This window comes from Brevundimonas aurifodinae, assembly GCF_040195595.1.
Classification (GTDB): domain Bacteria; phylum Pseudomonadota; class Alphaproteobacteria; order Caulobacterales; family Caulobacteraceae; genus Brevundimonas; species Brevundimonas aurifodinae.
In genome coordinates this window covers 1-25,697 of sequence record NZ_JBEGDD010000020.1, presented here as the reverse complement: position 1 = coordinate 25,697, position 25,697 = coordinate 1, and the positions used below count along the sequence as shown (strand labels likewise).

The following is a 25,697-nucleotide window of genomic DNA, read 5'->3' as shown; positions in this document are numbered from 1 at the left end:
CGCACCGCAGAGAGCCTGTACTGGACCGGCCGCTACATGGAGCGCGCGGATTTCCTGGCGCGCATCCTGGAGGCCGCCGTGCGTCTGGCGGCCTTGCCCGCGCGCGACGGGGCGGCGGCGACCGCCTGGGCCAGCGCCATCGCCTCGGCGGGGGTGTCGCGCCAGTTCGCGGCCACGGCCCGCACGCCGTCCGAGAAGTCGGTGCGAGAATATCTGGCCTTCGCGCCGGACAACCCCAGTTCCATCCGCGCCTGCATCAACGCCGCCCGCACCAACGCCCGCTCGGTCCGCACCGCCCTGACCATCGAGTTGTGGGAGGCGATCAACGGGGCCTGGAACGGGCTGAATGACTTCGGCGAACCGACCAAGCGCGACGACTTCATCCGCTACCTGGAATGGGTGAAGGGGGTCAGCCTGGCGGTCGAAGGCGCCTCGTCGCGGACCATGCTGCGGAACGACGCCTACTGGTTCCTGAGGCTGGGCGGCGCGATCGAGCGGGCCGACAACACCGCCCGCCTGCTGGACGTGAAGTATCACCTGCTGCTGCCGGCCGGAGAGAGGGTCGGCGGTCAGCTCGACTATTTCCAGTGGACGACGCTGTTGAGGGAGGTCTCCGCCCTGACCGCCTATCGCTGGGTCTATCGGGAATCCGTGCGGCCCTGGCTGGTGGCCGACCTCTTGGTGCTGAACCGGCAGATGCCGCGGTCTCTGGCCAGCTGTCAGGCCATGATCGTCAGCTATCTGGAAAAGCTGGCGGCCGATTACGGTCGGCGCGGCCCGGCCCAGCGCCTGGCCTCGGCGCGGCTGACCCAGTTCAACGAGGCCAGGATCGAGGACATCTTCCAGTCGGGCCTGCACGAGTACATCCTGAGCTTTCTCAGCGAGAACAACAGCCTGGCCAGCGCCATCCACGACCAGTACCTGGTGTAGGCGGCATGGGTAGAACTCTTCTCACTCCCTCCGTCGTCCTCGGACTTGATCCGAGGACCAGACTTTCGGCACGCAGTGCAGAGGGGCGACGCACGCGCGTCGGATGGTACTTCCGAGGCGCTGAACGTCTGATCCTCGGGTCAAGCCCGAGGATGACGGGGGCGAACTGAACCATGCGCATCCGGATCGATCACGAAACCCGATATGCCTATGACCGAGCCGCGCGCTTCATCGTCCAGGTGCTGCGCCTGACGCCACGTTCGACCGAGAGCCAGCAGGTCCGCGACTGGCGGATCGAGACCGATGTCGACGCCCGCATTCGCCGCACCGAGGACGCGTTCGGTAACATCGTCCACACCCTCTACACCGAGCGACCGACGAGCGGCCTGATGGTGCGGGTGACCGGAGAGGTCGCCACTGTCGACACCGGGGGCGTCCTGAAGGGCACGCCCGAGCGCTTGTCGCCGCTGGTGTTCCTGCGCGAGACGACCCTGACCCATGCGGACGCCGCGCTGCGCGATCTGGCCGGGCGCGTGGGGCCGGGCGACGACCTGACCCGCCTGCACAGCCTGATGGGTCTGATCCACGCCGAGGTCGCCTTCATGGTCGGGGCCACCACGGCCGACCACACTGCGGCCGACGCCTGGGCCCAGCGCCAGGGCGTGTGCCAGGACCACGCCCAGATCTTCATCGCCTGCGCCCGCCGCCTTGGCATCCCCGCCCGCTATGTCTCCGGCCATCTGCACCGGACGGACGGCATCGTGGACCAGGAGGCCTCGCACGCATGGGCCGAAGGGTTCGTCGAGGGGCTCGGCTGGGTCGGCTTCGATCCGGCCAACGGCGTCTGTCCGACGGAACACTATGTCCGCGTCGCGTCCGGACTCGACGCGCTGGGCGCGGCGCCGATCCGGGGGACCAGCTACGGCGGCGGCCGCGAGAGCATGACGGTCGCGCTTCGTGTGCGCCACATGCAACAGACCCAGCAGCAACAGCAGCGACAGGGTTGGTCATGAACACGACGGGGGTCGTTCGTTCATCCGAATCTGTTAGCGTCCATGTTCCATTTGCGTGGGATGCCGGGTCGGGGCCCGGTCGTTCGATATGACCTACTGCGTCGGGATGCTGGTGAACGAGGGTCTGGCGATGATCGCCGACACCCGCACGAACGCCGGCGTGGACAACATCTCCTCCTACAAGAAGCTGCACGTCACCGAGGTGCCGGGCGAGCGGGTGATCGCCATCGCCACGGCGGGGAACCTGTCGGTGACCCAGATGGCCCTCTCGCAGGTGTCCAAGGGCATCAAGATGCCGGGCAGCGAGGAACTTGAAACGCTCGAGACCGCGCCCAGCCTGTTTCGCGCGGCCCAGATCTGTGGCCAGGCCCTGCAGCAGGTCCGCGCCGACATCTCGCCCTCGCCGGAAGCCGACGCCCTCAGGCTCAACGCCAGCATGCTTCTGGGCGGTCAGGTCAAGGGCGGCCAGCTGAGGCTGTACCTGATCTATTCGCTCGGCAACTTCATCGAGTGCGGCCCCGACACGCCCTATATGCAGATCGGCGAACTGAAGTACGGCAAACCCATTCTGGACCGGGCCCTGCGTCCCGACACGCCGATGTCCGAGGCGGTCAAGCTGGGACTGATCAGCTTCGACTCGACGATCCGGTCCAACATCGCGGTCGGTCCGCCGTTCGACATGATCGTCATCCCGCGCGATGGCCTGCACGGCGATCAGCGCCGGATCGAGGCGGACGATCCCTATTTCAGGGATCTGGGCCGTCGCTGGTCAGAGGCCCTGGCCGACGCGCACCGCGCCATGCCACCCCCGCCCTGGCTGGAAGAGCAGGCCCCCAGCCGGCCCAGCATCTCGGTCGTCGGCTAGTAGCCGCCGGCCCGGGCGATGCGCTCGGCGTGGAAGCCCGCGTCGCCCAGCAGTTCGTTGAGAACGCGAACCCGCTTCATGAACAGGCCGACGTCGTATTCGTCGGTCATGCCGACACCGCCATGCATCTGGACCGCCTCCTGCACCGCCAGTTCGGCGACGCGCCCGGCCTTGGCCTTGGCGACCGAGACGGCGAGGTCGGCTTTCTCCGTGCCCGCGTCGATGCGTTGGAGAGCGGCCAGCACCGCCGCCTTGGCGATCTCCAACTCCGTGAACAGATGGGCGGCGCGGTGCTGCAGGGCCTGGAACTCACCGATGGCTTTGCCGAACTGCTTGCGGGTTCGCAGGTATTCGACCGTGCTCAGAAAGGCCTGATCGCCCGCGCCGATCAGGCCGGCGGCGACGCAGGCCCGGCCCAGGTTCAGCGCGCTCTCCAGCGCCGCCTCGCCCCCGTCGACCGCGCCGAGAACGGCATCGGCGTCGACCTGGACGTCGGTCAGGGTCACGCGGGCGGCGTTGTGGGCGTCGACCATGACGGTGCGTTCGATCTCGACGCCGGAGGTCCTCGCGTCGATCAGGAACAGAGTGGTGCCGGCCCCGGTCTTGGCCGCGACGATCAGGGCATCGGCGATGTGACCATCCAGCACGAAGCCCTTGGCGCCGTTCAGTTTGAAGCCGTTGCCGCTGCGCTCGGCCGTCGTCGTGATGCGGGCGGGCTGGTGCTTGGGGCCTTCATCGACGGCGAGCGACAGGATGGCCTCGCCCGCCGCGATGCGGGGCAGCCAGGCCTGCTGATCGGCAGAGGCGGCGTCGGACAGGACGCGGGCGGCCAGCACGCTGGAGCCGAAGAAGGGCGAGGGCGTCAGGGTGCGCCCCAACGCCTCGGCCACCACGCCCGCCTCGACGGCGCCGAGGCCCGAGCCGCCGTGTTCCTCCGGGATGATCACGCCGGCGAAGCCCATCTCGCCGAACGCCCGCCACAGGTCGCGCGAGACGCCGTCGGCATCCTTGGAGTCACGCAGATGGCGCAGGTGAGAGATCGGCGCGTGCTCGGCCAGGAAGCCGTCGGCGGCGTCCTTCAGCATGGTCTGTTCTTCGGTCAGGATCAGGGGCATGTCGGTCTCGTTTCTCCCTCCCCTTCATGGGGAGGGTGGACGACGCGAAGCGTCGGACGGGTGGGGTGGTGCGGCGCCAGGCCCCACCCGGCGCTGCGCGCCACCCTCCCCATGAAGGGGAGGGAGAGGGTCGCTAAGCCCCCGGCAGTTGCAGCAGATGCTTGGCGATGATGTTCAGCTGGACCTCCGAGGTCCCACCCTCGATCGAGTTCGCCTTGGTCCGCAGCCAGTCGCGGGCGGCGGTGCCCTTCCGGGATCGATCGCTCTCCCATTCCAGCGCGTCCGAGCCGCCCGCCGCCATGGCCAGTTCGTGGCGGCGCTTGTTCAGCTCCGAGCCGTAGTATTTCAGCATCGAGGCGATGGCCGGCGAGACCTGCCTGGCCTTCACCTGATCCCCGACCCGCTCCATCGACAGGCGGAAGGCGGCGACGTCGATCTCCAGCTCGGCGATCCTGGCGCGCAGCATGGGCTCGTCGAGGCGGCCGGTCTCGTCCAGCCCGAGCGAGTCCACCGCGACCTGCCCCATCGGCCGGCCCATGTCGCCCATGGCCCCGATCATGGTCCGCTCGTGCGCCAGCAGAGCCTTGGCCACGTCCCAGCCCCGGTTCAGCGTCCCGACCAGGTTCTCCTTCTCGACCCGCACGTCGTCGAAGAAGGTCTCGCAGAACGGGCTCTTGCCGCTGATCAGGGTGATCGGCCGCGTCGTCACGCCCGGCGTGGCCATGTCGAACAGGACGAACGAAATGCCCAGATGCTTGGGGGCGTCCGGGTCGGTGCGGACCAGGCAGAAGATCCAGTCGGCCTGGTCGGCGTAGGAGGTCCAGACCTTCTGGCCGTTGACGATCCAGTGGTCGCCCCGGTCCTCGGCCCGGGTCTGGAGGCCCGCCAGATCGGACCCCGCGCCGGGCTCGGAATAGCCCTGGCACCAGCGGATCTCGCCGCGCACGATCTCGGGCAGGAACCGCTTCTTCTGCTCTTCCGTGCCGAACTGAAGAAGCGCCGGGCCCAGCATCCAGATGCCGAAGCTGGACAGCGGCGACTGGGCGTCGATCCGGCGCATCTCGCTGCCCAGAACCTTGGCCTGTTCGCGGGTCAGGCCACCGCCGCCGTATTCGGTCGGCCACTCCGGCGCGGTCCAGCCGCGTTCGCCCATGACCTCCATCCAGCGTTTGTGGGCGGGCGTCTTGAAGGTGGCGTTGCGACCGCCCCAGACGCGGTCCTCGTCATTGTCCAGCGGCCCCCGGCACTCGGCCGGGCAGTTCGCCTCCAGCCAGGCGCGCGTCTCGGCGCGGAAGGTCTCCAGATCGGTCATGCGTGTTCCCCGCGTTTCCTCTGAGTTCATTCTAGCAGGTTCCCGTCCTGACGTAGGGTCAGGGAATGGCACCCACCAACTCCGTCATCCTCGGGCTTGACCCGAGGATCGGATTGTCCGCCCGCTCGTGCGATCGAACTCGCGCACAGTCCGCCCAGCGTCTGATCCTCGGGTCAAGCCCGAGGATGACGGCGAAAATGGACGCGTCACTTCGTCGGCAGGAAGGGCGAGAAGGTGATGACGGTGAAGGTGTCGCGGATGTGGGGTCGGGTCTGCACCGACTTGGTCACGAAGGTGCCGATATCCATCTCTTTCGGCAGCTGGAACTTGGCCAGCAGGTCGTACTGGCCCGAGGTCGAATAGACCTCCGAGACGTTCTCGACATTGTCGACCATGTCGGCGGCGACATCGTTGGCGTGGCCCAGCTCGCATTTGATGAAGACGAAGATGGCGGTCATCATGGCAGGGCTCCCGGCGGTTCGGCAGCCAAGGTATCGGATGCGCGCGTGAGCGATAAGCCCCTGTCGGACCAAGAGCTGGAGGTCCAGTACGACAACCGCGGGGCCGTGCCCGACCACCCCGCCCTGATGGCCGAGTGGAAACGCCAGGCCGAGGCCGCCCGCGCCGCCCATCCGCCGTCCCTGCTGCGCTATGGTCCAGGCGAGCGCGAGGTGATGGACCTGTTCGAGGCCGGGCCGGACGCGCCGGTCGCGGTCTTCCTCCATGGCGGCTACTGGCAGGCGCTGGACAAGGACTGGTTCAGCGGCATCGCCCCGGCTCTTCTGGCTCATGGCGTGTCCTTGGCCGTGCCGTCCTATGACCTGTGCCCCTCCGTGCCCCTGTCGCGGATCGTCATGCAGATGCGCGACGCGACCGACCTGATCCGGTCGCGCAAGGGGGCGCGACCGATGGTGTTCGGTCATTCGGCGGGCGGGCATCTGGCGGCCTGTTTGCTGAGCGAGGGGCGGGCGTCGGCGGCCGTCGCGATATCCGGCGTGTTCGACCTCAGGCCTCTGGTGCCGACTTCGATCAACCGGGCTCTGCGGCTGAACACTCCGACGGCGGCGGCCTTGTCGCCCATCCTGTGGCCGGCCCCCAACGGCGGCGCGCCCGGCGGCACGGTGCTGGAGTGCGTCGTGGGGGCCGACGAGACAGCCGAGTTCGTGCGACAGTCGCGCGACATGGCCGCCGCCTGGGCAGGGCGAGGTGCCGAAACGCGCTTTGAGGCCTTGGCGGGATTGAACCATTTCACGGTGCTGTCGCCCCTGACCGATGCCGACAGCGACCTGGTCAGACGCATCGTCGACCTGACAAAGGGCTGACGCCTCTCGCAATCGCGAAGAGCAAACGCCACTATAGGCTCCGGACGGATCGGAACGACGGGGCGAAGATGGCGGAACCGACGGGAATGGGGCTGGGTCACGCTGTCGCGCTGCTGGCCGCGGCGGTGGTCGCCGTGCCGTTGTTCAAGCGGTTCGGACTGGGGGCCGTCCTGGGTTATCTGGCGGCCGGCCTGATCATCGGCCCCTTTGGGGTCGGAATGATCCAGGACGCGGAGTCCATATTGCACGTCGCCGAACTGGGCGTCGTCATGTTCCTGTTCCTCATCGGGCTGGAGATGCGGCCCGCGCGTCTGTGGAGCCTGAGGAAGGACATCTTCGGCCTGGGCGCGCTTCAGGTCGCGGTCTGCGCCACCTTGCTGACCGCCGCCGTCGCCGCCTTCGGCCAGCCCTGGTATGTCGCCCTGATCATCGGCTCCGGCTTCGCCCTGTCGTCGACCGCCATTGTCATGCAGCTGCTGGAGGAGCGCAACGAGAACAACGAGTCGGACGGCCAGCGTGTCGTCTCGATCCTGTTGTTCGAGGACCTGGCCATCGTGCCCCTGCTCGCCGTGGTGGCGGTGCTGGCGGGTCTGTTCGGCACGACCATCGAGAACCCTCAGCCGATCTGGATGACCATCGGCTTCGCCGTGGCGGCGGTGGCCGCCGTCTATGTGATCGGGCGATGGGCGCTGAACCCGGCGTTCCGGCTGCTGGCGCGCTATGGCGGTCGCGAGGTGATGACGGCGGGCGCGCTGCTGGTCGTGCTGGGGGCGGCCTGGGCCATGGACCTGGGCGGTCTGTCGATGGCGATGGGCGCGTTCCTGGCGGGCGTGCTGCTGTCGGAATCGACCTTCCGTAACCAGCTGGAAGCGGACGTCGAGCCCTTCCGGGGCATCCTTCTGGGGCTGTTCTTCCTCAGCGTCGGAATGTCGCTGGACCTCGGCGTGGTCGCGGTCGACTGGCCGATCGTCCTGGCGGCGGTGGTCGCCTCCATGACAGCCAAGATGGCGGGGGTGTACGGCGTCGCCCGGATCATGAAGGCGCCCCACCACGAGGCGATCAAGCGCGCGGCCTTGATGGGAGAAGGCGGCGAATTCGCTTTCGTCCTGTACGCCGCCGCCCTGGCCGGGGGCCTGTTCGACCCGCGCACCGCCGCCATCGCCTCGGCCGTGGTCATCGTGTCTATGGCCCTGACGCCCGTCCGCATGTTGATCGTCGATCGGCTGAGGTCGCGCGAGACGGTCTCGCTGGATGGCGTCGAGCACGCGCGCGATCTGAAGGAGCGGGTCCTGATCATCGGCTTCGGCCGCTTCGCCCAGGTGGTGTCCCAGCCCCTGCTGGCGCGCGACGTGGACGTCTCGATCGTCGACATCGACGTCGACATGATCAAGGCGGCGGGCAATTTCGGCTTCAAGGTCTATTACGGCGACGGCCAGAGGCTGGACGTGCTGCGGGCCTCCGGGGCAGCCGAGGCGGAGACCATTCTGGTCTGTGTCGACAAGCCCGAGGCCGCGGACCGCATCGTTGAGATCGTCAAGGCCGAGTTCCCCCTGACCAAGCTGTTCGTGCGCGCCTACGACCGCGGTCACTCGATCAGGCTGATCGAGGCCGGCGTCGAGTATCACATCCGCGAGACGTTCGAATCCGCGCTGAAGTTCGGCGAGCACGTCCTGATCGACCTGGGGTTCCACGCCGCGGACGTCGCCGAAACGATCGAGGACGTGCGCCGCCGCGACGCCGAACGGCTGACGCTGCAGGTCACCGGTGGCCTGACCGCCGGACGCGGCCTGATGCGCGGCAATGCCGTGACGCCGACGCCGGAGCCTTACGTCAAGCCGCGTCGCGAGGGTCAGGCCTTGAACGAGGAGGCGGCCGAAGCGCTGGACGAGGAACCGGCCCGCGAAACGGTCTGAGGCATACCGGCAACACTCGGCCACCGACGCTCTCCGTTTCCGTCCGAACGCGGAACGCGGGTGCGGGGTTGGTCATTGTGGAGCCTCAGAGAGGTTCGTCATGTCCCCCAAGCCCCCCAGCAAACCCGACCTGCGTCTCGTCGCCGAGTCGGAGGTCTATGATCTGATGAAGCCACCGGCCACCACGGCCGAGCGGGTCAAACGCCTGCAGCAGGAGGCGCGGGCCCTGGCGCTGGAGGAGGTCGAAGGGCTGGAACGGCTGCTGGCCGAAGCCGCGGCCAAGGCGCGCGAGATCGCCGAGGGCGGCGACGCCTATCCGGTCGGCGCGCGCGAGATCGCCTCTCGCCTCGCCGAAGACCTGCCGATGAAGGCCGAGACCATCAAGGCGATCGTGTCTCGCTCGCACTGATTCGACGCATCCGGATTCCCCCGTTAACCGTATTATGCACGGGCCCGACGCTGGGAGTCGGGCGGGGAGGCAATCATGACAAACGCACAGTTGGCGGTCGTTCGTCCGACGTTTGAAACCGAGGAGACAGCGTCGTCTCACGGCGACCGGGTCCGCGCCCTGCAGGCCGAGACCCTGGCGGTGACCCATGACCACATCACGGCTCTGGCCGAGGCCATCGAGCGCATGACGGTGCTGGCCGACGAGATCGCCGTCGGCGGCGCGACCTATCCGCAATCGGTCAAGGACATCGCCCGCCGCCTGAGCCAGGAGGCGCCGGTCGCCAGTCGGACGCTACGCGCGACCCTCACGCGCTTTTGATCCGGTGACCGTCCCTTCCGAGCGCCGCCGGATGCGGTTGGCGAGCCGGAACAGCAGCACCGCCAGCACGATCATCAGGACCGGCACCAGGACGGGGGCCAGGAACGCCAGCACCACCATTAGGAAGCTGAGCAGGTCCTCGATCAGCGACAGGACTGGATTGCCGATGCCGCCCGTGGTCGCCGTGGACGTCAGCCGGGCTCCGCCCTGTGCCGCGTTGAAGGCCATGGCCGCCGGGGCCCCGACGATCACGCCCGCGATGGCCGCCGTGGTCGGGTCGACACCGGCGAAGACGCTGCCGGCCGCGACCGCCCCCGCCACCGGCCGGGTGAAGGCCCCCAATACGTTCAGGCCGTGATCGACCACGGGGATCTTGTCGCCGGTGAACTCCACCACCGCGGCGGTTCCCAGGGCGGCGATGGCGGGCCAGTCCGCCAGCCACGCCATCCGGTCGTTCAGTTCGATCCCGAACAGGCCGAAATGCGCCGCCAGCGACAGCATCAGCAGCGGCAGGAAGGTTCTCAGACCCGTCGCCGAGGCGAGGCCGAGCCCCAGCAGCGCGGGCAGAATCCAGGTCTGGAAAGGCTCTGCCGCGTCGGTCAGGCCGTTCAGCTCGATCGGTCCCATCTTGGTCTCCCCGGTGTCGTCCCTCGCATAATGCCCCGGAACCGCTCGCGGGTCCGCCGTCTTCTTCAGGGGCAGCCCCAAGGAGAGCCACCATGGACGACCGTTTCACCGCACGCGCCGAAGATATCGGCGACCAGGAGCGCGACATCCAGGCGGGCATAGATTCCAAGGCCGGTTCCGGCGGCGACGATGACGACACGGGCGCGGTCCAGGCCGGAGCCCGCCGTTACCCCGAGCCCCCCTTTCCAGAACAGCACCAGAGGAAGCCTGGCGACGAGGCCGCGCTGGATCCCGCGCCGATGTACGACGCACCGTTCTGGAAGGGCTCGGGCAAGCTGGAGGGGTTCGCCGCCATCGTCACCGGCGCGGACTCGGGCATCGGCCGGGGCGTCGCCGTGCTGTTCGCGCGCGAGGGCTGCGACGTCGCCATCTGCCATCTGGACGAGGACGCGGACGCCCAGGAGACGAAGCGCGCGGTCGAAGCCGAGGGTCGCCGCGCCATCGTGCTGAAGGGCGACGTCGCCGACCCCGCCTTCTCGGAAATGGCCGTGGCCGAGACGATCCAGGCGTTCGGCCGGCTGGACGTCGTCGTGCCCAACGCGGCCTTTCAGCAGCACGTCGAGGCGTTCGAGGATCTGACCTTCGAGCAGTTCGACCGGACGATGAAGACCAACCTCTATGGCTATTTCAACCTGGTGAAGGCGGCGGTGCCCCACCTGAAGTCCGGCGGGTCGATCGTGATGACCGGGTCGGTGACCGGCATCATGGGCAACGGGAACCTGCTGGACTACTCCCTCACCAAGGGGGGCATCCACGCCTTCGCCCGGTCGCTGGGCACCCATCTGGCGCCGCGCGGCATTCGTGTGAACGTCGTGGCGCCCGGGCCCGTCTGGACGCCGCTGAATCCGGCCGACCGACAGGCGGACAAGGTCGCCCGGTTCGGCGCGCAGACCGTGATGAAGCGCCCGGCCCAGCCGGAAGAGATCGCGCCCGCTTACGTCTTCCTGGCGTCGCCCCAGATGTCGAGCTTCATCACCGGCGAGGTCCTGCCCATCATCGGCGGCTATAACGGCGGTTAGAGAGGGGGCGGCTCGGCGAGAACGTCGGCCTGATCCGGGTGCCGTTTGAACCAGGCGACGGCGTATCCGCAGATCGGGATCAGTCGCGTGCCCTCGCGCCGGGCGTGGTCGGCCAAGCTCTGCATGAACTGCCCCGACGCCCCCGTGCCGCGCAGTTCCGGCTCGGCCTCGACGTGCAGGATGGCGCGCGCGGCGCCCCGCGTCGCGTAGTCGGCCCAGACGCAGCGCAGCGTGCCGTCAGCGTCGGCGAACCCCTGTTCGTAACGATGCCTGGCCGTGACGTCGCGAAAGTCGCTCATGCGGAATGTCCCTGGGTGTGAGCCCTCGACAACCCCGGGACCCTGCCGCCGTTCCGTATGGCGACGCGCGGTCGCAGCCGTCGGCGATCAGGCCGGGCGGTCCTGCAACAGATTGATGATCCCCAGCACGCTCTTCACCGTGAACCAGACGCTGAGCAGGAACCACAGCAGCCAGAACACGATGGCCAGCGGGATCAGGATAACCGTGACCGCACTGAGCGCGATCAGCACCCACAGGGCGATGGTCCACCAGAAGACCGACCAGAACAGCGCGATCTGGGCGTCCATGTGCTGGCGCGCGACGCCGGTGGCCGACCCCCGCGCGGCATAGGCGACGACGAGGCCGACCAGAACGAGCACATTGGCCGATGGGATCGACAGGACATACAGACCCCAGGCGATCAGGGCGGCGGGCTTGCCCTCGCTGTCGAGGCCGGACTGCAGGCGGGGCTGGGGCGTGTCGGTCATGGGTCGCTCCGGATCAGATCAGCCAGCCGCGCGGGTTGGGCATGGCGCGCCCGGCCTTCAGCTTCAGAACGCCCGCGGCCCCCCGAAGGATCAACCAGACCGCCAGGGCGAAAAGAACGAAGACGCCCAGTCCCACCACCACCAGAATGGCGCCGGCCAGGGCCACGACCCCTCCTGCCCAAAGTGTGCGTTGCTGGAACACGAAATGGCTGGCGGCGACGTCGCCGGTGGGGCCCGCTCGGCCGGTGACGGCCAGAAGAGCGATGACCGCCGAAACGCCCAGGGTCGGCACGGCGAACAGGATCAGGGCGTAGACGGAGTAGAGGCCGCTGGCGCCCTCGATCTCGGCGGGGGCGTCGCGTCGGGCTCCGGATCCGGCATAGGCGGCGGGCCGCGGCGTCTCGCGCGCCCAGGCGGGGGTCGGATCGACCGCGGGCTGCGCGGGGTGGGGCTCAGGAACTTCGGCGGAGACGGGTTCAGGCGTCGCGGCGCGTTCCGGCGTTTCGGGCTCAGGGGCCGGGAATAGCTCGGGTTCAGGCTCGGGTTCGGGCGGCGTCGGCAGGGCGGGAGGCGTCACCTCGCGCGGTCGACCGGCCAGGGACGCCGGCGAGGCGAAGCCCACGGCCTCGTCCATGTCGGGCTCTGGCTGCGCGGCGTCTGGCGCTTTCGGATCGCCGGGTTCGGCCATCGGGGCTCCTCTAAGGTCAGGGTGCGACAATGGCGGGCGGGCCGACGCGAGGCAAGCCGTGGCTTAGGGTGTCAGGTCGTTGATCGTCAGGTCGGGGCGGTCCATCCAGCCCCCCGCCATCCAGCCGCGCTCGGCCGCGCTGAGGGTCTCGCCCACCACGATGGTGTTGGTCGGCGTCTCTTCCAGCGCCAGTTCGATGCAGCGGTAGGCCGAATTTTCCGCCGTCAGGATCGCGTCGATCTTGCGCCGCAGGGCGATGGCGAAGGCCTCGGTCGTCGGGTCGCCGTCGAAGACCATGATCTGGTTCAGACGCTGCGGCTCGTGCGTGCGGAACCAGTCCAGCAGGGGGTCGGCCGCCCCGACCTGAAACGCATGATCGACCGCCCCGTCGATGAAGCCGTGCCAGCGCGTCTTCAGGCTCTCGAACGAGGCGACGTAGTTCGAGCCGCCGAAGTCCATCTGCGCGTCGGTGGCCAGGGTCACGGTCACGAACTCGTTGTGGCCGTGCGGCACGGCGCAGCGCGAACCCGCGTCCGCCAGCAGACGGTGGGCCATGGAAAATCGGCGGGTGAAACGGACCTGGGGCATGAGCGGGCGGTATTTCGGCCTTCGGACCCGGAATGGCAAGGTCAGTGAAAGTCGCGCGACCCGGGCAGGACCCGCACGTCGCGCGGATGGCGGCCCCTGGACGGTGCGTGGGCCGAGCCCGGCGCGGTCTGGGCCGACAGGTCGCCCAGCATCGGCGTCCAGTCGATCAGGTCCTCGACCACCAGATGGGTCACCCCTTCTTCGGACCGTTGCACGCGCCCGGTGGCCAGCACCATGCGCGCGCCCATGGCCACGGGACGCAGCCGCTCGAACACGTCGGGCCAGACCACCAGATTGGCGACCGCCGTCTCGTCCTCCAGCGTCAGGAACACCACCCCCTTGGCCGAGCCCGGACGTTGCCGCACCAGGACGACACCACCGATCGTCACGCGGCGATTGTCCCGGGCGACCTTGTAGGCCTCCGCCGTGATCGCCCCGGCCTTCGTCAGCCGCTCACGCAGATAGGCGACCGGGTGCCCTTTCAGCGACAGGCGGATGGACTGATAGTCGCCGACGACTTCTTCCGCCTCGGTCAGGCGGGGCAGGGCGGCGGGGGGCGATCCGTCTGCCTCGTCCAGCCCCATGGCCTCGAACAGGGGGGCGCTGGAGGCCAGGGGCGCGCCCTTGGCCGCCCACATCCCCTGGCGCCGCGACAGCTCCAGCGAGCCATAGGCGTCGGCCTCCGCCAGCCGATCCAGGGCTGCGGGCGGCAGGGCGGTGCGGCGGCGCAAATCCTCCAGATCGTGGAACGGGGCGGCCTCGCGTGCGACGACGATGGCCTGGGCCCAGACTTCGCGAAAGCCGTCGATGGCGCGCATCCCCAGCCGCAGGGCGTGTTGGGCCTCTCCCGGCCGGTGTTCCAGATGGGCGTCCCAGCCGCTGGCGTTGACGTCGGGATGGCGCACCTCGACGCCGTGCTCGCGCGCGTCGCGGACCAGCTGGGCCGGGGCGTAGAAGCCCATCGGCTGGCTGTTCAGCAGGGCGGCGGTGAACACGTCCGGATAAAAGCATTTCACCCAGGACGAGATGTAGACCAGGTGGGCGAAGGAGCAGGCGTGGCTCTCGGGAAAGCCGTATTCGCCGAACCCCTTGATCTGGGCGAAGCACCTCTGGGCGAACTCGGGATCATAGCCCCGGTCGATCATCCGGCCGACCATCATGGTCTCGTAGTGGCCGATGGTGCCCATGTGGCGGAAGGTGGCCATGGCGCGGCGCAGGCCGTTGGCCTCGTTGCCGGTGAACTTCGCCGCGTCCATGGCGATGCGCATGGCCTGTTCCTGAAACAGGGGCACGCCCAGGGTCTTGTGCAGAATCAGCCGCAGCTCGTCGGGGCTGCCGTGCTCGGCCGCCGGATGCGGATAGTCGATGTCGAAGGGGAGCCCGGCGGCTTCCGCCGCCCTGCGCTCGGCCCGGCGCTTCAGATAGGGATGGACCATGTCGCCCTGGATCGGACCGGGCCGCACGATCGCCACCTGGACCACCAGGTCGTAGAACACGCGGGGCCTCAGGCGCGGTAGCATCGCCATCTGGGCCCGGCTCTCGACCTGGAAGACGCCCAGCGAGTCGCCCTGGCACAGCATGTCGTAGACGGCGGGCACCTCGCGCGGGACCGTGGCCAGGGTCAGGGCCCGGCCATAGTCGGCCGCGATCATGCGAAACGCCCGCTTCAGCGCCGTCAGCATGCCCAGCGCCAGCACATCGACCTTCATCAGCTTCAGATGGTCGATGTCGTCCTTGTCCCATTCGATGAAGGTCCGGTCCGCCATGGCCGCGTTGCCGATGGGCACGATCTCGCAGAGCGGCTCCTGGCTCAGGACGAAGCCGCCGACGTGCTGGGACAGGTGGCGGGGGAACTGGATCAGCTCGGCGGTCAGATCCAGCGCCAGCTTCATGCGTGGGTCGTCGCGGCGGACGCCCGCCCGGTCGACGTGTTCGTCCTTCACCTCGGCCCCGTAGGAGCCCCAGACGGTGTCGGCCAGACGGGCGGTCACGTCCTCGGTCAGGCCCAGGGCCTTGCCCACGTCGCGGATGGCCGAGCGTGGCCGATAGTGGATGATGGTGGCGACGATGCCGGCCCGGTCGCGGCCATAGCGGCGATAGACGTACTGCATCACCTCCTCGCGCCGCTCGTGCTCGAAATCGACGTCGATGTCGGGCGGCTCGGAGCGTTCGGACGAGATGAACCGCTCGATCAGCATGTCCTGAGAGGTCGGGTCGACGTTGGTGACGCCGAGGCAGAAGCAGATGACCGAGTTCGCCGCCGAGCCCCGGCCCTGACACAGGATGTCGCGATCGGGATGCCGCGCCCAGGCGACGATGTCGTTCACGGTCAGGAAATAGGGGGCATAGTTCAGCTCCCGCACCAGCCTCAGTTCCTTGACGATGGTCCGGCGCACCTTGGTCGACACGCCGTCGGGAAAGGCCCGCCGCGCGCCCTGAAAGGTCAGGCGGATCAGCCACCGCTGAGGCGACCAGCCGGCGGGCACGGGTTCGTCCGGGTACTGATAACTGAGCTCGCGCAGGGAGAAGGTGCAGGCGCGCGCCACCTCCATGGTCCGCTCCAGCGCCGCCTCGTGGCCCCGGAACAGGCGCGCCATCTGCCTGGGCGGTTTCAGATGGCGTTCGGCATTGGCCTGGAGCCGCAGGGCGGCCGCGTCGATGGTGGTCTTCTCGCGGATGCAGGTCAGGACGTCCTGCAGCATGCGCCGCTCGGGGTGGTGATACAGGACGGCGTTGGTCGCGATCAGGGGCGCGCCCGTCCGCTCGGCCAGGGCCGCCAGCCGGTTCAGCCGCGCCCGGTCGCCCCCGCGCCACAGGGGCTGGGCGGCCAGATACAGGGTGTCGGGCCAGGCGGTGCGCCAGGCCCGCAGCCGGGCCTCGAAGGCGGCGTCGGGCGTCTCGGGCGCGACGGCGAGGGCGATCATGCCCTGTCCAAATGATGCCGCCTGATCGAAGGTCAGCCGCGTCTCACCCTTGGTGATGCGGTCTTCCGCGTCCGGGGGCGAGGTTGCCGTCTCCTCCCCGTCGCCCGCTCGGGCGATGGGGAGGTGGCAGTTCGCCCCTTGGCGAACTGACGGAGGGGGCGACTCCGTCGGTGGGACAAGGGCTGCATCTCGCTCGCGGCGATAGACCCCCAGGTCCACCACCGCCTCGGCCCCCTCGTCACGGCGCGAAGGCGCGCCGCGCCACTCCCCCATCGCCGGAGCCGACGGGGGAGAGACCTCGATCTCGCTCTTGCCGATCGTCAACAGTCTGCACAGACGACCATAGGCGGCGCGGTCCCTGGGAAAGACGATCAGCTCGGTCCCGTCCAGAAACCCCAGCCGCGCCCCGACCACCAATCGCACGTCGTGATCCTCGGCCCCGATCAGGGCGCGGACCATGCCGGCCAGGGTGTTGCGATCCGCCACCCCCACCGCCGCCAGACCCAGGGCGCGCGCCTGCATCATCAGCTCGCCGGGATGCGACGCCCCCTCCAGGAAGCTGAAGTTGCTCATGGCGCCGAGCTCGGCGTACTCGCCGGACCAGTCCGTCACGGGAACATCCCGTGCATCCACCAGGACGGCGCGCGCTCGTCCGGGGCACCGGTGTATTCCGGGCCGTACAGCCCTTCGCGGAACAGCCAGTAGCGCAGGCCCTGGTCGTCCTCGATCCGGTAATAGTCGCGCGTGCGCGCCGCGCGGCCGCCGGCGGGTCGCCACCATTCCGGCGACAGGCGCTCGGGCCCGTCGGCGCGCGAGACGCGGCGGGTCACGCGCCGCCAGGTGAAGCGGGCGGGCGCGCCGTCGGGCAGTTCGGCGATGGCCTCCACCGGCTCGGGCGGATCCAGCAGCATCAGGGGGCGGGCGCGACCGTGGTCGAGGGGGCCTTCGGGCGGGGGCGGGGCCTTGGCCAGCGCCGGTCGCCAGCGTTCGGCGCGCTCGGGCAGCCACGACCCGGCGGGCGAGGCGACGCGCACGGCGTCCTCGCCCAACCGCGCCGACAGACGGTCGATCAGGGCCGCCAGACCTTCGGCCTGAAGGGCGGCGGCCTCCTGTCCCATCTCGACCTGATGCGCGCTCAGGGGCTCGGCGACCTCGGCCGACAGCATCAGGGCGTCGATGCCGAAGCCGGGGTCGATGCGGTCGATGCCGGTCTCGCGAAACAGCCTCATCCAGACGGAAGACTCCCGGGAGGCGCGCCCCATGCGGACCGATACCTCGCCCGCGCGGCCATCCACGCGAAAGGCGGTCAGGGTCAGGATCCGCGCGCCCTGGCCGTCCCGCTCCAGCGACCGCGACAGGGCCTCGGCGAGACCGGGCAGCCGCGCCTCGATCCCGGCGGTGTCGGTCAGGGGCTCGGCATAGGCCTCCCAGCCGCGATATTTCGCCGGGGCGCGCACGGGGATCAGGGCCTCGGCCGTCAGACCCAGGGCCTGATCGAGCCGCCGGACCAGACCGGCTCCGTCGGCGTCGCGGAAGCGGCGGGCCAGCCCGGCGCGCGGCATGGGATAGAGGTCGCCGATGGTCTTGAGCCCGAACCGCCGCGCCTGACGCAGGGTCGCCGCGTCGATTCGCAGGGCCTCGACGGCTAAGGGGGCCAGCAGGGCGCGGACGTCCTCGCCCGCGATCCGTCCGGTGGTGCCCCAGCGCGCCAGGGCCCAGGCCGCGCCGGGCGTGGGCGCGATGGCGGCGCGCGCGCGGGCCCCGGCACCCGCCAGCCGCCGCTCGATCTGGGCGATCAGGGCCGCCTCGCCGCCGAACAGATGGGCCGCGCCCGTGACGTCGAGGAACAGCCCCTCCAGCCCGCCCCCGGATGGATCGAGGCTGACCGAGGGCGACCACCGCTCGGCCCAGACGGCCAGCGCCTCCAGCGCCCTGGCATCGGCTTCCGGATCGGCGGGGCGGCAATCAAGATTCGGGATCATGGCGAGCGCATCGGCCTGGGTCTGGCCCCGCGACAGGCCCAGCCCCCGGGCGGCCGGGTTCAGGGCGTGGAGGATCGCCCCTCGCGCTGTCTTCAGGATCAAGGCGACAGGTTTCTCTTCCTCTCGCTCATCCCCGCGAAAGCGGGGACCCAGTGCTTTGGGCGATCGGTCTTTCGAGTTTGATGCTTCGCCAATCCCAGCCACCCTGTCCCCGCGAAAGGACTGGGTCTCCGCTTTCGCGGGGATGAGCGGAGACTTTTTTTCAGGCTGCGTGTGACCGGCCGACCGGGCCATGACCGTGACCGGCCAGTCGATCAGCCAGACGGAGACGATGCGTCTCATCGTCCACCTCCAGCATCCAGAGGCCGGGCCGCTCGCCCCGGCTGCGGGTCAGTTCGGCGCTCAGGCGCAGGGGTCCCGGCGCGCGGACATCGTCGGCGTCGCCTTCGCTGGCCACCGAGGCGACGCGCCAGCGCCGCCGCGCCGCCGACAGGTCGCCCGTCCGGGTGCGCAACAGGACCCCCGCCGACCCGCCGTCGCGCGCGGCGAACTCCAGCCGCCGCGTCTGTGTCAGGTCCGCCCCGTCCACCGCCCCCAGCACCAGGGCCAGTCCCCCCGATCGCAGCGCCTGTTCCATGGCCCACAGGGCCTCGGCCTGGGTGCGGCCGATCATCAGGATGAGGTCGCGTCCACCGCACAGACTTCGCCGGCCCGGGCCATAGGGACGGCCGTGCTCCTTGAGCCAGGCCCGCGTCACGGCCAGTCCGACGCCTCGCCGATCCTCCTGGCGCGCGCGGGCCAGGGCGAAGGCCAGGGTGGTGGCCATGTCGCGCGGACCCGCCACGCACGTCTCTTCCAGCCCCGTCGACAGGTCGGTCAAGGGCGGCGGAACGGGGGATGACAGGGGCTCAATGGACGGGGTCATGGCGATCGGAAAGCTGGATGTTCATTATTTGTTCCAGCTTCAACCAGAGTCAAACGCGAATCGTCACGCTTGCTGAATCCCCACCGTCATTCTCGGACTTGATACGAGGATCGGACTGTCCGCGACCTGGAAACAGGAATGACGCTGGATCCTGCCACGCATCTCCGCATGAGCCGTCCTGCATCCGATCCTCGGATCAAGTCCGAGGATGACGGGCCGGGTTTTCCTAGGCCGCCTGGGCCTGCTGCATTTCGGCCGGACGCCGCACGGGAATGTCGAAGCTGACCGTCGTGCCCGCGCCCGGCTCGCTTTCCAGCAGCATCTGTCCACCATGCAATTCGATCAGCGACTTGGTCAGGGCCAGGCCCAGTCCCGTGCCCTGGGTCGTCTTGGAATGCTGGCCCTCGACCTGTTCGAACGGCTGGGCCAGGCGGCTCAGGTCGTCGGCCGCGATGCCGATGCCGGTGTCGGACACCGCGATCCGCACCCGATCGAACTCCACCGCCTTGACCGAGACGGTGATGGAGCCGCCCTCGGGCGTGAACTTCACGGCGTTGGAGATCAGGTTCAGCATCACCTGTTTCAGCCCGCGATAGTCGGCCTCGACCTCAGGAAGGTCGGCGGTCTCCAGCGTCAGCGACAGACCCGAATCCTGCGCCTTTCCACGCATCAGACGGATGGCGTCCTCGCACACTTCGGTCAGATCGACCGGTTCATAGTGCAGGGTCATCTTGCCGGCCTCGATCTTGGCCATGTCGAGGATGTCGTTGATCAGGCTGAGCAGGTGCTGTCCCGACTTCAGGATGTCGCCCGCATAGCCCTTGTAGCGGGCGTCGCCGAGCGGCCCGAACATCTCGCCGGCCATGATCTCGGAGAAGCCGTTGATGGCGTTCAGCGGCGTGCGCAGTTCGTGGGACATATTGGCCAGGAACTCGGACTTGGCCTGGTTGGCGGCCTCGGCCCGCGTCATGGCGATTTCGTATTTGCGGGCCAGCAGGCTGAGCTTTTCCTGGCTGGTCTCCAGCTGGTCCACGGTGGCGCGCAGCGAGTTCGCCGCCTTCTGGCGTTCCAGCTCCTGACGGCGGATGGCGGTGACGTCGGCGGCCGTCACGACCGTCCCGCCGTCGCCGGTGAACCGTTCGCTGAGTTGCAGCACCCGGCCGTCGTGCAGTTCGACCTCGCGCGCGCCGGCCCGACCCTCGGCGGACGGCCGGTCCGCCTTGATCGCCAGCGCGGCGATGCGGTTCAGTTCGTCCTTGGCGGCCCCCTTCTTCAGGGCGTCATCGGTGAAGCCGAAGGCGTCCTTGAACCCCGCATTGGACAGGATCAGCCGGCCGTTGCGGTCGAACAGGGCGAAGGCGTCGGTGACGCTCTCGATGCCATCGCGCAGCCGGTTCTCGGCGGACTGGGCCTGGGCCTTGGCGCGACGGGCCTCGGTGATGTCCAGCGCGACCCCCATGATCATGGAAAAGCCGTTCTCCCCGCGCCGGCCCCGGGCCTGCCCCCGCGCGTCGATCCAGCGCGCGCCGCCCTCCACCGCAACGGGAAAGGTCACCTCGAACGCGCCAAACGTCGCGGCCTGCAGCAGGGCATGCTGCACCAGGTCGCGATAGCGGGGGTGGATACGCTCCATCACCGTCTCGCTGGAGACCGTGCCGCCTTCGGTCAGGCCCAGCAGTTCAGCCATGTAATCGGACACGATGACCTCCTCGGCCTCGGTGTCCCACTCCCAAACGCCACAACGCGCGGCCTCGACGGCGACGCGGAAGCGGTGCTCGGTCTCGGCCCAGGCCTTGGTGGCGCGATGTTGTCGCCACCGCTGCATCAGGGCCAGGCCCAGGACCAGCAATCCCAGGCCCAGGGGCGCGACCAGGATCCACAGGTCGCTGATGACCGCCGCCGCTCCGGCGCTCTGGGGTCGCCAGGCCACGGCCTGGAGCCCCGTGGTGCCGACGGGCGCGGCCATGGCTTCCAGGGCCCGCTCGCTGGATAGTTCGACCTCGAGCGGTTTTCCCGCCTCGACCAGGGTCGACAGATCGATGCCCAGCCGGTCCTTGAGGTCCCGTTCGCCGTCGGCCGCCAGAACGCCATGGGCGGGCGACACGATCAGCAATCGACCCCGCGCCTCGACCGGGGTGGGCGTGCGCGCGACGACCTGGCCCGCGCCCGTTTCGACACGGGTGATGACGGCCGATCGGTCCGCCGAAGGGAGCGGGCCCGTCAGGTCGGGTGCGGTCATCGTCGCGAAGTCGTCCGGCGCGCCGCCCTGGACCGCGACGGCGGCGCCGGCGGCGTCCAGGACGGCGAAACCGCTGGCGGGGGCCAGACGCCGGGCGACCTCCACGGCGTCCAGCGGGCGGTCCGGACGGGCGTTCAGCGCCTGGGCAGCGGCGTCGAGCGACAGACGGGCCGTGGCCAGGTCAGCCTCCATTCGCGCCGCGCCCAGTTCAGCTTCGCGCGAAAGGGCCTGTTCGCGCAGCACCGCCGCTTCTCGCGCGGGCCGGGTGCTTTCGCGGGCGAACAGGACGACATAGAGGGCGAGGCCGAGGGTCAGCGCCAGCACGGTGATCCGGGCCCAGGACGGCAGGGCCGGAGCGGTGTCCGCGGCCCTTCGGCCCGGATGCTGGATGCGGCGCTCGCTGCCCCGCAAGGCGCTCTCCCGGACTGTTCGCGGCGTCGCGACCCGGCAGACCGGAGCGTACGCTGAGCGATTCGACGACGCCCCGGAATCTAGGCTGCGTCGCGGAATCCTGTCGAGACTTGGTTAACGAAACCTGTTCAAGGGCTCAGGCGGCGACGCGAGCGGTTGATGGGGCTGTCGACGCCGGAGCCGTGGGAGACTGGACCTCGCCTGGGGGTGTCAGCGTCTGGGTCACGGTCTTGAGGACGTCGCGGGCCTCGCGTGCCAGGGCCAGGGTCTCCGGCGGGGCGTCCTCAGGGCATTCAAAGACCGTGTCGACCAGCCGCTGGGCCAGGGCCATCAACCTGGGCGCGGCGACCAGAAGCCGGGCCTGGAACTCGATCCGCTGGGGGTCGCGGTCGTACTCGGCGCCGGGCACGCGCCAGCCACCCCAGTCCGCCTGATCGGTGACGACCACCGGATAGGTGCCGGGATAGGGGTGGTGCGGCGTATCCTCGGCGGACTGCCACTTGTTGCGGGCCCGCAACAGCCGCCAGCCGCCCAGATCCGCGCCGGCCTCGTCCTCCGCCGGCAGCATGAGTTCGGAGCTCTGGAACTCGCGTCCCAGGCCGACGTCATAGGTCACGCGCACCGGCTCGTCGAAGCCCTTGGCCCAGACCGGCTGGACCTTTTCGACATGGGCCCAGGCGCCGACGCACTCGACCCAGACCTTCTGGCCCTTCTGGAATTGCGCGCGCGCCATCGAGACCCTCGTGATTGGACCCCCCATCCTTGCGGTCGGCGCGTTGACACCGGGTTCGCGGACAGGGTGAAGACGGATTAACCATCTGCTCACGCGTTCAGCGTGTCGTCGCGCGGTCGCGAAGCCTGGCCGTTCATCTCGCTGAACGCCGGACAACGGCGGCCTCAGAGGCCTGTCAGCTTCACCGTGTTCTTCTTCGGTCGTCGGCCCTATCCCCGGGCTCTCTGAAGGAAGAAGACAATGACGACCGCCCTGACGAAGAAAGCGCTGCTTTCGCTTCTGGCGGCGTCGGCGGTCGCGATCGCGACCCCGACGCTGGCCCAGTCCTATGGTGGCCACGGCGGAGGCTACAATGGTGGCCATCGCGGCGGCTACAACGGTGGCTGGAACGGCGGTGGCCATGGCCGCGGCCTGAACGCTGAGCAGGCCCAACTGGCCCAGCGCATCGACCGCGCCGCCTGGCGCGGCACGATCAGCCGCCGCGAGGCCCGCGACCTGCGCTATCAGCTGGATCAATACGAGCGGCTGGAGTGGCGCTATCGCCGCGACGGCCTGAGCCGCTGGGAGCGCAACGACCTGGCCCACCGTCTGGACCGCATCCGCCGGGACCTCCGCGAGGATCGCCGCGACGGTGGCCGCCGCGACCGCTGGTAGGGCCGAAGTCTGAACGACGAGAGGGCCGCCATCCGCGAGGGTGGCGGCCCTTTCTCTTTCCCTCTCCCAGAGGGAGAGGGTTTGAGGTTCGGAGAGCGCAGCGATCCGCAAACCGAAAGGGTGAGGAGTTTCCCTCTTGCCGGTTGGCACCGTAACCCCTCACCCTTCACCCTTTCACGCAAGTCCGATCGCCCTGCCGGGCTCTCGGGCGCTCAAGCCCTCTCCCCCTGGGAGAGGGAGCCGCGAACGAGACCGCCCCATGACCGCCGCCCGAGACGCCCGTGCCATCCTCGCCCGCCTTGGCGTGCCGGACCATGCCTTCGCCGAGGACGGCCTGCCGACCCGCTCGCCCATCGACGGCTCTGCGGGATCGAGCGTCCGCACGGCCAGCCCGGATGACATCGACCACGCGATCTCCGCCGCCACGATCGCCTTCGAGGCCTGGCGGCGCGTGCCCGCCCCACGACGCGGCGAGCTGGTCCGGCTGCTGGGCGAGGAGCTGCGCGCGGCGAAGACGGACCTCGCCGCCCTCGTCACGCTCGAGGCCGGCAAGATCGCCTCCGAGGGCCTGGGCGAGGTTCAGGAGATGATCGACATCTGCGACTTCGCCGTCGGACTGTCGCGCCAGCTCTATGGCCTGACCCTGCCGTCGGAACGCCCCGGCCATCACATGCGCGAGACCTGGCAGCCGCTGGGGCCGGTCGCCGTGATCTCGGCCTTCAACTTCCCCATCGCCGTCTGGGCCTGGAACGCGGCGCTGGCGCTGGTCTGCGGCGATCCGGTGATCTGGAAACCGTCCGAGAAGACGCCGCTGACGGCGCTGGCCACCCATACGATCGCCCGCCGCGCCCTCGCCCGCTTCGGCGACGCGCCCGAGGGTCTGCTGCAGGTCCTGATCGGTGGGCGTGACGTCGGCGAGGCCCTGGCCGCCGATCCGCGCGTGCCCCTGGTCTCCGCCACCGGCTCGACCCGCATGGGCCGGGCGGTGGCCCAGAGCGTAGCCGCGCGGCTCGGCCGGTCGCTGCTCGAGCTCGGCGGCAACAACGCCATGATCGTCACGCCCTCGGCCGACATCGACATGGCCGTGCGGGCCATCGCCTTTTCGGCCGTCGGCACCTGCGGGCAGCGTTGCACGACATTGCGCCGTCTGCTGGTCCATGAAGACGTCGCCGAGGCCCTGATCGCCCGGCTCGCCAAGGCCTACGCCACCCTGCCCATCGGCGATCCGCGCGAAGACGGCGTTCTGGTCGGCCCGCTGATCGACGACGAGGCCGCCGACGCCTGCGCCCGGTCGCTCGCCCAGGCGGTGGAGGAGGGCGGCACGGTCGTCTCCGGCGGAGGGCGGCTCGGAGATACCGGAACCTATGTCCACCCCGCCATCGTCCGCATGCCGGCCCAGACCCCGGTGGTCCTGCACGAGACCTTCGCGCCCATTCTCTACGTTCTGACCTGGAAGGACTTCGACGAGGCGGTCGCCTTGCAGAACGCCGTACCCCAGGGCCTTTCCAGCTGCGTCTTCACCGACAGCGTGCGCGAGGCCGAGGCCTTCCTGTCGGCCTGGGGCTCGGACTGCGGCATCGCCAACGTCAACATCGGCCCGTCCGGGGCCGAGATCGGCGGGGCCTTCGGTGGCGAGAAGGACACCGGCGGCGGCCGCGAGTCGGGCTCCGACGCCTGGAAATCCTATATGCGCCGCCAGACCCAGACGGTGAATTTCTCCTCCAGCCTGCCGCTGGCGCAGGGCGTGCGGTTCGAGGTTTAGAGTTCTCCGCTCATCCCCGCGAGAACGGGGACCCAGTGCTTTGGGTGCGCGGATGGGTCTCTGAAGGGCGCGCTGGCGATCCCGGGCGTCTTGCCTCACTTAAGGTCTGGGTCCCCGCTTTCGCGGGGATGAGCGGAAGAAATGCGTCATTGATGAACCGCCGAGATCTCCTGACCCGCGCCGCCCTGCTCGCCGGCGGCCTCGGCGGGGCCTGGTGGCTGAGGGACAATGTCCTGTGGCGCGATCCGGGCGTGGTCTTCCCCGCCGACGGCTCCAGCGGCTGGCTGCCCTATGACGAGCCGCGCGCCTCCGTGCCGACCGTGCTGGTCACCGTGGCGGGCCAGACCATCCGCGCCCTGGTGGACTCCGGGGCGCAGTATTCCGTCATCGACCGGGGCCTGTTCGACCTGCTGGGCCTGACCCGTGCGTTCGACCTGCCGCTGATCGCCTATGGGGTGGGCGGCGGGGCCCAGATGGGGCGCGGCACGACCCTGGATCTGACCGTCGGGGCGATGCGGGTCGAGAAGCTGCGGGCGGCGATCTTGTCGCTGGGGCCGCTGGCGATGCGCGACGGCCTGTCCGCGCCCCTGATTCTGGGCCAGGACCTGCTGGGCGAGACGGTGCTGGAGCTTGACACGGTGGAGCATCGCCTCCGGTTCCTGCGTGCGGCCGATCACACGACGCCCTCGGACGTCTCGCCGATCCCGGTCGGACGCAAGGGCAGCGCCCTGTCCACCCAGGTCACTGTCGAGGGGGCGACGATCGAGGCGGTGGTCGACACGGGCGCGTCGGCCCTTCTGGCGCTCGGCCGGGACGCGGCGGTGGGGGCGGGCCTGCTGGACGGAAGACCGACCCGGCGCACCTCCAGCATCGTCCTGGGTGGCGCGATCGCGGCGGAGGTCGTCCTGGCCCGGACGATCACCGTCGGCGACCGGCTGTATCGCGAGGCCGAGGTGCCGATATACGCCGATGTCTCGTTGCCGGGCTTCCCAAGCGCGCTGCTGGGCATGGAAGCGTTCGAGGGGCGCACCCTGCTGATGGACCTGGGACGAGGGCGGCTGCACATCTCGGACGGAACG

24 protein-coding genes are annotated in these 25,697 nt (G+C 69.5%); 11 read left to right on the top strand and 13 right to left on the bottom strand.

Going from position 1 to position 25,697, the window contains the following annotated elements; translation table 11 throughout:
• The 3 genes from ABN401_RS16155 to ABN401_RS16145 form a co-directional block, all read left to right on the top strand.
• Positions 1-930 (top strand): alpha-E domain-containing protein (locus tag ABN401_RS16155; protein WP_349685896.1); only part of this gene is annotated, 930 nt, incomplete at its 5' end.
• 173 nt (positions 931-1,103) lie between these two features.
• Positions 1,104-1,943, top strand: coding sequence for a transglutaminase family protein (locus tag ABN401_RS16150; RefSeq protein WP_349685895.1), 840 nt, complete (start codon positions 1,104-1,106; stop codon positions 1,941-1,943).
• An 88-nt stretch (positions 1,944-2,031) separates the two neighbouring features.
• Positions 2,032-2,808 (top strand): proteasome-type protease, encoded by a 777-nt coding sequence (locus ABN401_RS16145; protein ID WP_349685894.1) that lies wholly within the window; start codon positions 2,032-2,034, stop codon positions 2,806-2,808.
• Here ABN401_RS16145 and ABN401_RS16140 read toward each other — a convergent pair.
• From ABN401_RS16140 to ABN401_RS16130, 3 genes are all read right to left on the bottom strand, one after another.
• Positions 2,805-3,923: an acyl-CoA dehydrogenase family protein gene (locus tag ABN401_RS16140; RefSeq protein WP_349685893.1), complete on the bottom strand. Its 1,119-nt coding sequence runs from the start codon at positions 3,921-3,923 to the stop codon at positions 2,805-2,807. The genes ABN401_RS16145 and ABN401_RS16140 overlap by 4 nt on opposite strands.
• 133 nt (positions 3,924-4,056) lie before the next feature.
• Positions 4,057-5,235: an acyl-CoA dehydrogenase family protein gene (locus ABN401_RS16135; RefSeq protein ID WP_349685892.1), complete on the bottom strand. Its 1,179-nt coding sequence runs from the start codon at positions 5,233-5,235 to the stop codon at positions 4,057-4,059.
• Between the two features lie 206 nt (positions 5,236-5,441).
• Entirely contained in the window at positions 5,442-5,696 is a 255-nt protein-coding gene (locus ABN401_RS16130) for an Lrp/AsnC family transcriptional regulator (RefSeq protein ID WP_349685891.1), read from the bottom strand.
• A gap of 45 nt (positions 5,697-5,741) precedes the next feature.
• Here ABN401_RS16130 and ABN401_RS16125 point away from each other — a divergent pair, with 45 nt between their 5' ends.
• From ABN401_RS16125 to ABN401_RS16110, 4 genes are all read left to right on the top strand, one after another.
• Positions 5,742-6,557: an alpha/beta hydrolase gene (locus ABN401_RS16125; protein ID WP_349685890.1), complete on the top strand. Its 816-nt coding sequence runs from the start codon at positions 5,742-5,744 to the stop codon at positions 6,555-6,557.
• Positions 6,558-6,625: 68 nt separating this feature from the next.
• The gene (locus ABN401_RS16120) at positions 6,626-8,470 is read left to right on the top strand and encodes a monovalent cation:proton antiporter-2 (CPA2) family protein (protein WP_349685889.1); all 1,845 of its coding nucleotides are present in this window, start codon (positions 6,626-6,628) and stop codon (positions 8,468-8,470) included.
• A 100-nt stretch (positions 8,471-8,570) separates the two neighbouring features.
• On the top strand, positions 8,571-8,879 hold the full coding sequence (locus ABN401_RS16115) for a hypothetical protein (protein ID WP_349685888.1): 309 nt from the start codon (positions 8,571-8,573) through the stop codon (positions 8,877-8,879).
• A 75-nt stretch (positions 8,880-8,954) separates the two neighbouring features.
• Positions 8,955-9,239: a hypothetical protein gene (locus ABN401_RS16110; protein WP_349685887.1), complete on the top strand. Its 285-nt coding sequence runs from the start codon at positions 8,955-8,957 to the stop codon at positions 9,237-9,239.
• Here the strand turns inward: ABN401_RS16110 and ABN401_RS16105 are convergent.
• Positions 9,213-9,866 carry a DUF4126 domain-containing protein gene (locus ABN401_RS16105; RefSeq protein WP_349685886.1) on the bottom strand — a complete coding sequence of 218 codons (654 nt, stop codon included), beginning with the start codon at positions 9,864-9,866 and terminating at the stop codon, positions 9,213-9,215. The two genes, ABN401_RS16110 and ABN401_RS16105, sit on opposite strands and share 27 nt — an antisense overlap.
• 92 nt (positions 9,867-9,958) lie before the next feature.
• Here ABN401_RS16105 and ABN401_RS16100 point away from each other — a divergent pair, with 92 nt between their 5' ends.
• Positions 9,959-10,945, top strand: a complete 987-nt coding sequence (locus ABN401_RS16100) for an SDR family oxidoreductase (RefSeq protein ID WP_349685885.1) — start codon at positions 9,959-9,961, stop codon at positions 10,943-10,945.
• Here ABN401_RS16100 and ABN401_RS16095 read toward each other — a convergent pair.
• From ABN401_RS16095 to ABN401_RS16055, 9 genes are all read right to left on the bottom strand, one after another.
• Positions 10,942-11,244 (bottom strand): GNAT family N-acetyltransferase, encoded by a 303-nt coding sequence (locus ABN401_RS16095; protein ID WP_349685884.1) that lies wholly within the window; start codon positions 11,242-11,244, stop codon positions 10,942-10,944. The two genes, ABN401_RS16100 and ABN401_RS16095, sit on opposite strands and share 4 nt — an antisense overlap.
• Positions 11,245-11,331: 87 nt before the next feature.
• The gene (locus ABN401_RS16090; RefSeq protein ID WP_349685883.1) at positions 11,332-11,712 is read right to left on the bottom strand and encodes a hypothetical protein; all 381 of its coding nucleotides are present in this window, start codon (positions 11,710-11,712) and stop codon (positions 11,332-11,334) included.
• 13 nt (positions 11,713-11,725) lie between these two features.
• Positions 11,726-12,400 carry a hypothetical protein gene (locus ABN401_RS16085; protein ID WP_349685882.1) on the bottom strand — a complete coding sequence of 225 codons (675 nt, stop codon included), beginning with the start codon at positions 12,398-12,400 and terminating at the stop codon, positions 11,726-11,728.
• 63 nt (positions 12,401-12,463) lie between these two features.
• Positions 12,464-12,988, bottom strand: a complete 525-nt coding sequence (locus ABN401_RS16080; protein WP_349685881.1) for a 6-pyruvoyl trahydropterin synthase family protein — start codon at positions 12,986-12,988, stop codon at positions 12,464-12,466.
• Positions 12,989-13,029: 41 nt separating this feature from the next.
• Complete coding sequence (locus ABN401_RS16075; protein WP_432763577.1) at positions 13,030-16,485, bottom strand: error-prone DNA polymerase; 3,456 nt, start codon at positions 16,483-16,485, stop codon at positions 13,030-13,032.
• 35 nt (positions 16,486-16,520) lie between these two features.
• Entirely contained in the window at positions 16,521-18,188 is a 1,668-nt protein-coding gene (locus ABN401_RS16070; protein WP_349685897.1) for a Y-family DNA polymerase, read from the bottom strand.
• Positions 18,157-18,819, bottom strand: a complete 663-nt coding sequence (locus ABN401_RS16065) for an ImuA family protein (protein ID WP_349685879.1) — start codon at positions 18,817-18,819, stop codon at positions 18,157-18,159. Before ABN401_RS16065 ends, ABN401_RS16070 begins: the two co-directional genes overlap by 32 nt.
• Positions 18,820-19,045: 226 nt before the next feature.
• Complete coding sequence (locus tag ABN401_RS16060) at positions 19,046-21,469, bottom strand: sensor histidine kinase (protein ID WP_349685878.1); 2,424 nt, start codon at positions 21,467-21,469, stop codon at positions 19,046-19,048.
• A gap of 136 nt (positions 21,470-21,605) precedes the next feature.
• Positions 21,606-22,202 (bottom strand): hypothetical protein, encoded by a 597-nt coding sequence (locus tag ABN401_RS16055; protein WP_349685877.1) that lies wholly within the window; start codon positions 22,200-22,202, stop codon positions 21,606-21,608.
• A 240-nt stretch (positions 22,203-22,442) separates the two neighbouring features.
• Between ABN401_RS16055 and ABN401_RS16050 the strand changes: the two genes are divergently transcribed.
• From ABN401_RS16050 to ABN401_RS16040, 3 genes are all read left to right on the top strand, one after another.
• Positions 22,443-22,856: a hypothetical protein gene (locus ABN401_RS16050; RefSeq protein WP_349685876.1), complete on the top strand. Its 414-nt coding sequence runs from the start codon at positions 22,443-22,445 to the stop codon at positions 22,854-22,856.
• 259 nt (positions 22,857-23,115) lie between these two features.
• Positions 23,116-24,618, top strand: coding sequence for an L-piperidine-6-carboxylate dehydrogenase (amaB, locus tag ABN401_RS16045; protein ID WP_349685875.1), 1,503 nt, complete (start codon positions 23,116-23,118; stop codon positions 24,616-24,618).
• Between the two features lie 152 nt (positions 24,619-24,770).
• On the top strand, positions 24,771-25,697 hold a 927-nt coding region (locus ABN401_RS16040), incomplete at its 3' end, for an aspartyl protease family protein (protein WP_349685874.1).

Excerpts from the sequence above, each read along its gene's own strand:
- ABN401_RS16090 (WP_349685883.1), bottom strand. The coding sequence starts at position 11,712 with ATGACCGACACGCCCCAGCCCCGCCTGCAGTCCGGCCTCGACAGCGAG.
- ABN401_RS16070 (WP_349685897.1), bottom strand. The coding sequence starts at position 18,188 with ATGGCCCGGTCGGCCGGTCACACGCAGCCTGAAAAAAAGTCTCCGCTC.
- ABN401_RS16130 (WP_349685891.1), bottom strand. The coding sequence starts at position 5,696 with ATGATGACCGCCATCTTCGTCTTCATCAAATGCGAGCTGGGCCACGCC.
- ABN401_RS16085 (WP_349685882.1), bottom strand. The coding sequence starts at position 12,400 with ATGGCCGAACCCGGCGATCCGAAAGCGCCAGACGCCGCGCAGCCAGAG.
- ABN401_RS16145 (WP_349685894.1), top strand. The coding sequence starts at position 2,032 with ATGACCTACTGCGTCGGGATGCTGGTGAACGAGGGTCTGGCGATGATC.
- ABN401_RS16140 (WP_349685893.1), bottom strand. The coding sequence starts at position 3,923 with ATGCCCCTGATCCTGACCGAAGAACAGACCATGCTGAAGGACGCCGCC.
- ABN401_RS16110 (WP_349685887.1), top strand. The coding sequence starts at position 8,955 with ATGACAAACGCACAGTTGGCGGTCGTTCGTCCGACGTTTGAAACCGAG.
- amaB (WP_349685875.1), top strand. The coding sequence starts at position 23,116 with ATGACCGCCGCCCGAGACGCCCGTGCCATCCTCGCCCGCCTTGGCGTG.
- ABN401_RS16050 (WP_349685876.1), top strand. The coding sequence starts at position 22,443 with ATGACGACCGCCCTGACGAAGAAAGCGCTGCTTTCGCTTCTGGCGGCG.
- ABN401_RS16080 (WP_349685881.1), bottom strand. The coding sequence starts at position 12,988 with ATGCCCCAGGTCCGTTTCACCCGCCGATTTTCCATGGCCCACCGTCTG.
- ABN401_RS16115 (WP_349685888.1), top strand. The coding sequence starts at position 8,571 with ATGTCCCCCAAGCCCCCCAGCAAACCCGACCTGCGTCTCGTCGCCGAG.
- ABN401_RS16065 (WP_349685879.1), bottom strand. The coding sequence starts at position 18,819 with ATGACCCCGTCCATTGAGCCCCTGTCATCCCCCGTTCCGCCGCCCTTG.
- ABN401_RS16100 (WP_349685885.1), top strand. The coding sequence starts at position 9,959 with ATGGACGACCGTTTCACCGCACGCGCCGAAGATATCGGCGACCAGGAG.
- ABN401_RS16135 (WP_349685892.1), bottom strand. The coding sequence starts at position 5,235 with ATGACCGATCTGGAGACCTTCCGCGCCGAGACGCGCGCCTGGCTGGAG.
- ABN401_RS16075 (WP_432763577.1), bottom strand. The coding sequence starts at position 16,485 with ATGAGCAACTTCAGCTTCCTGGAGGGGGCGTCGCATCCCGGCGAGCTG.
- ABN401_RS16095 (WP_349685884.1), bottom strand. The coding sequence starts at position 11,244 with ATGAGCGACTTTCGCGACGTCACGGCCAGGCATCGTTACGAACAGGGG.
- ABN401_RS16055 (WP_349685877.1), bottom strand. The coding sequence starts at position 22,202 with ATGGCGCGCGCGCAATTCCAGAAGGGCCAGAAGGTCTGGGTCGAGTGC.
- ABN401_RS16150 (WP_349685895.1), top strand. The coding sequence starts at position 1,104 with ATGCGCATCCGGATCGATCACGAAACCCGATATGCCTATGACCGAGCC.
- ABN401_RS16105 (WP_349685886.1), bottom strand. The coding sequence starts at position 9,866 with ATGGGACCGATCGAGCTGAACGGCCTGACCGACGCGGCAGAGCCTTTC.
- ABN401_RS16120 (WP_349685889.1), top strand. The coding sequence starts at position 6,626 with ATGGCGGAACCGACGGGAATGGGGCTGGGTCACGCTGTCGCGCTGCTG.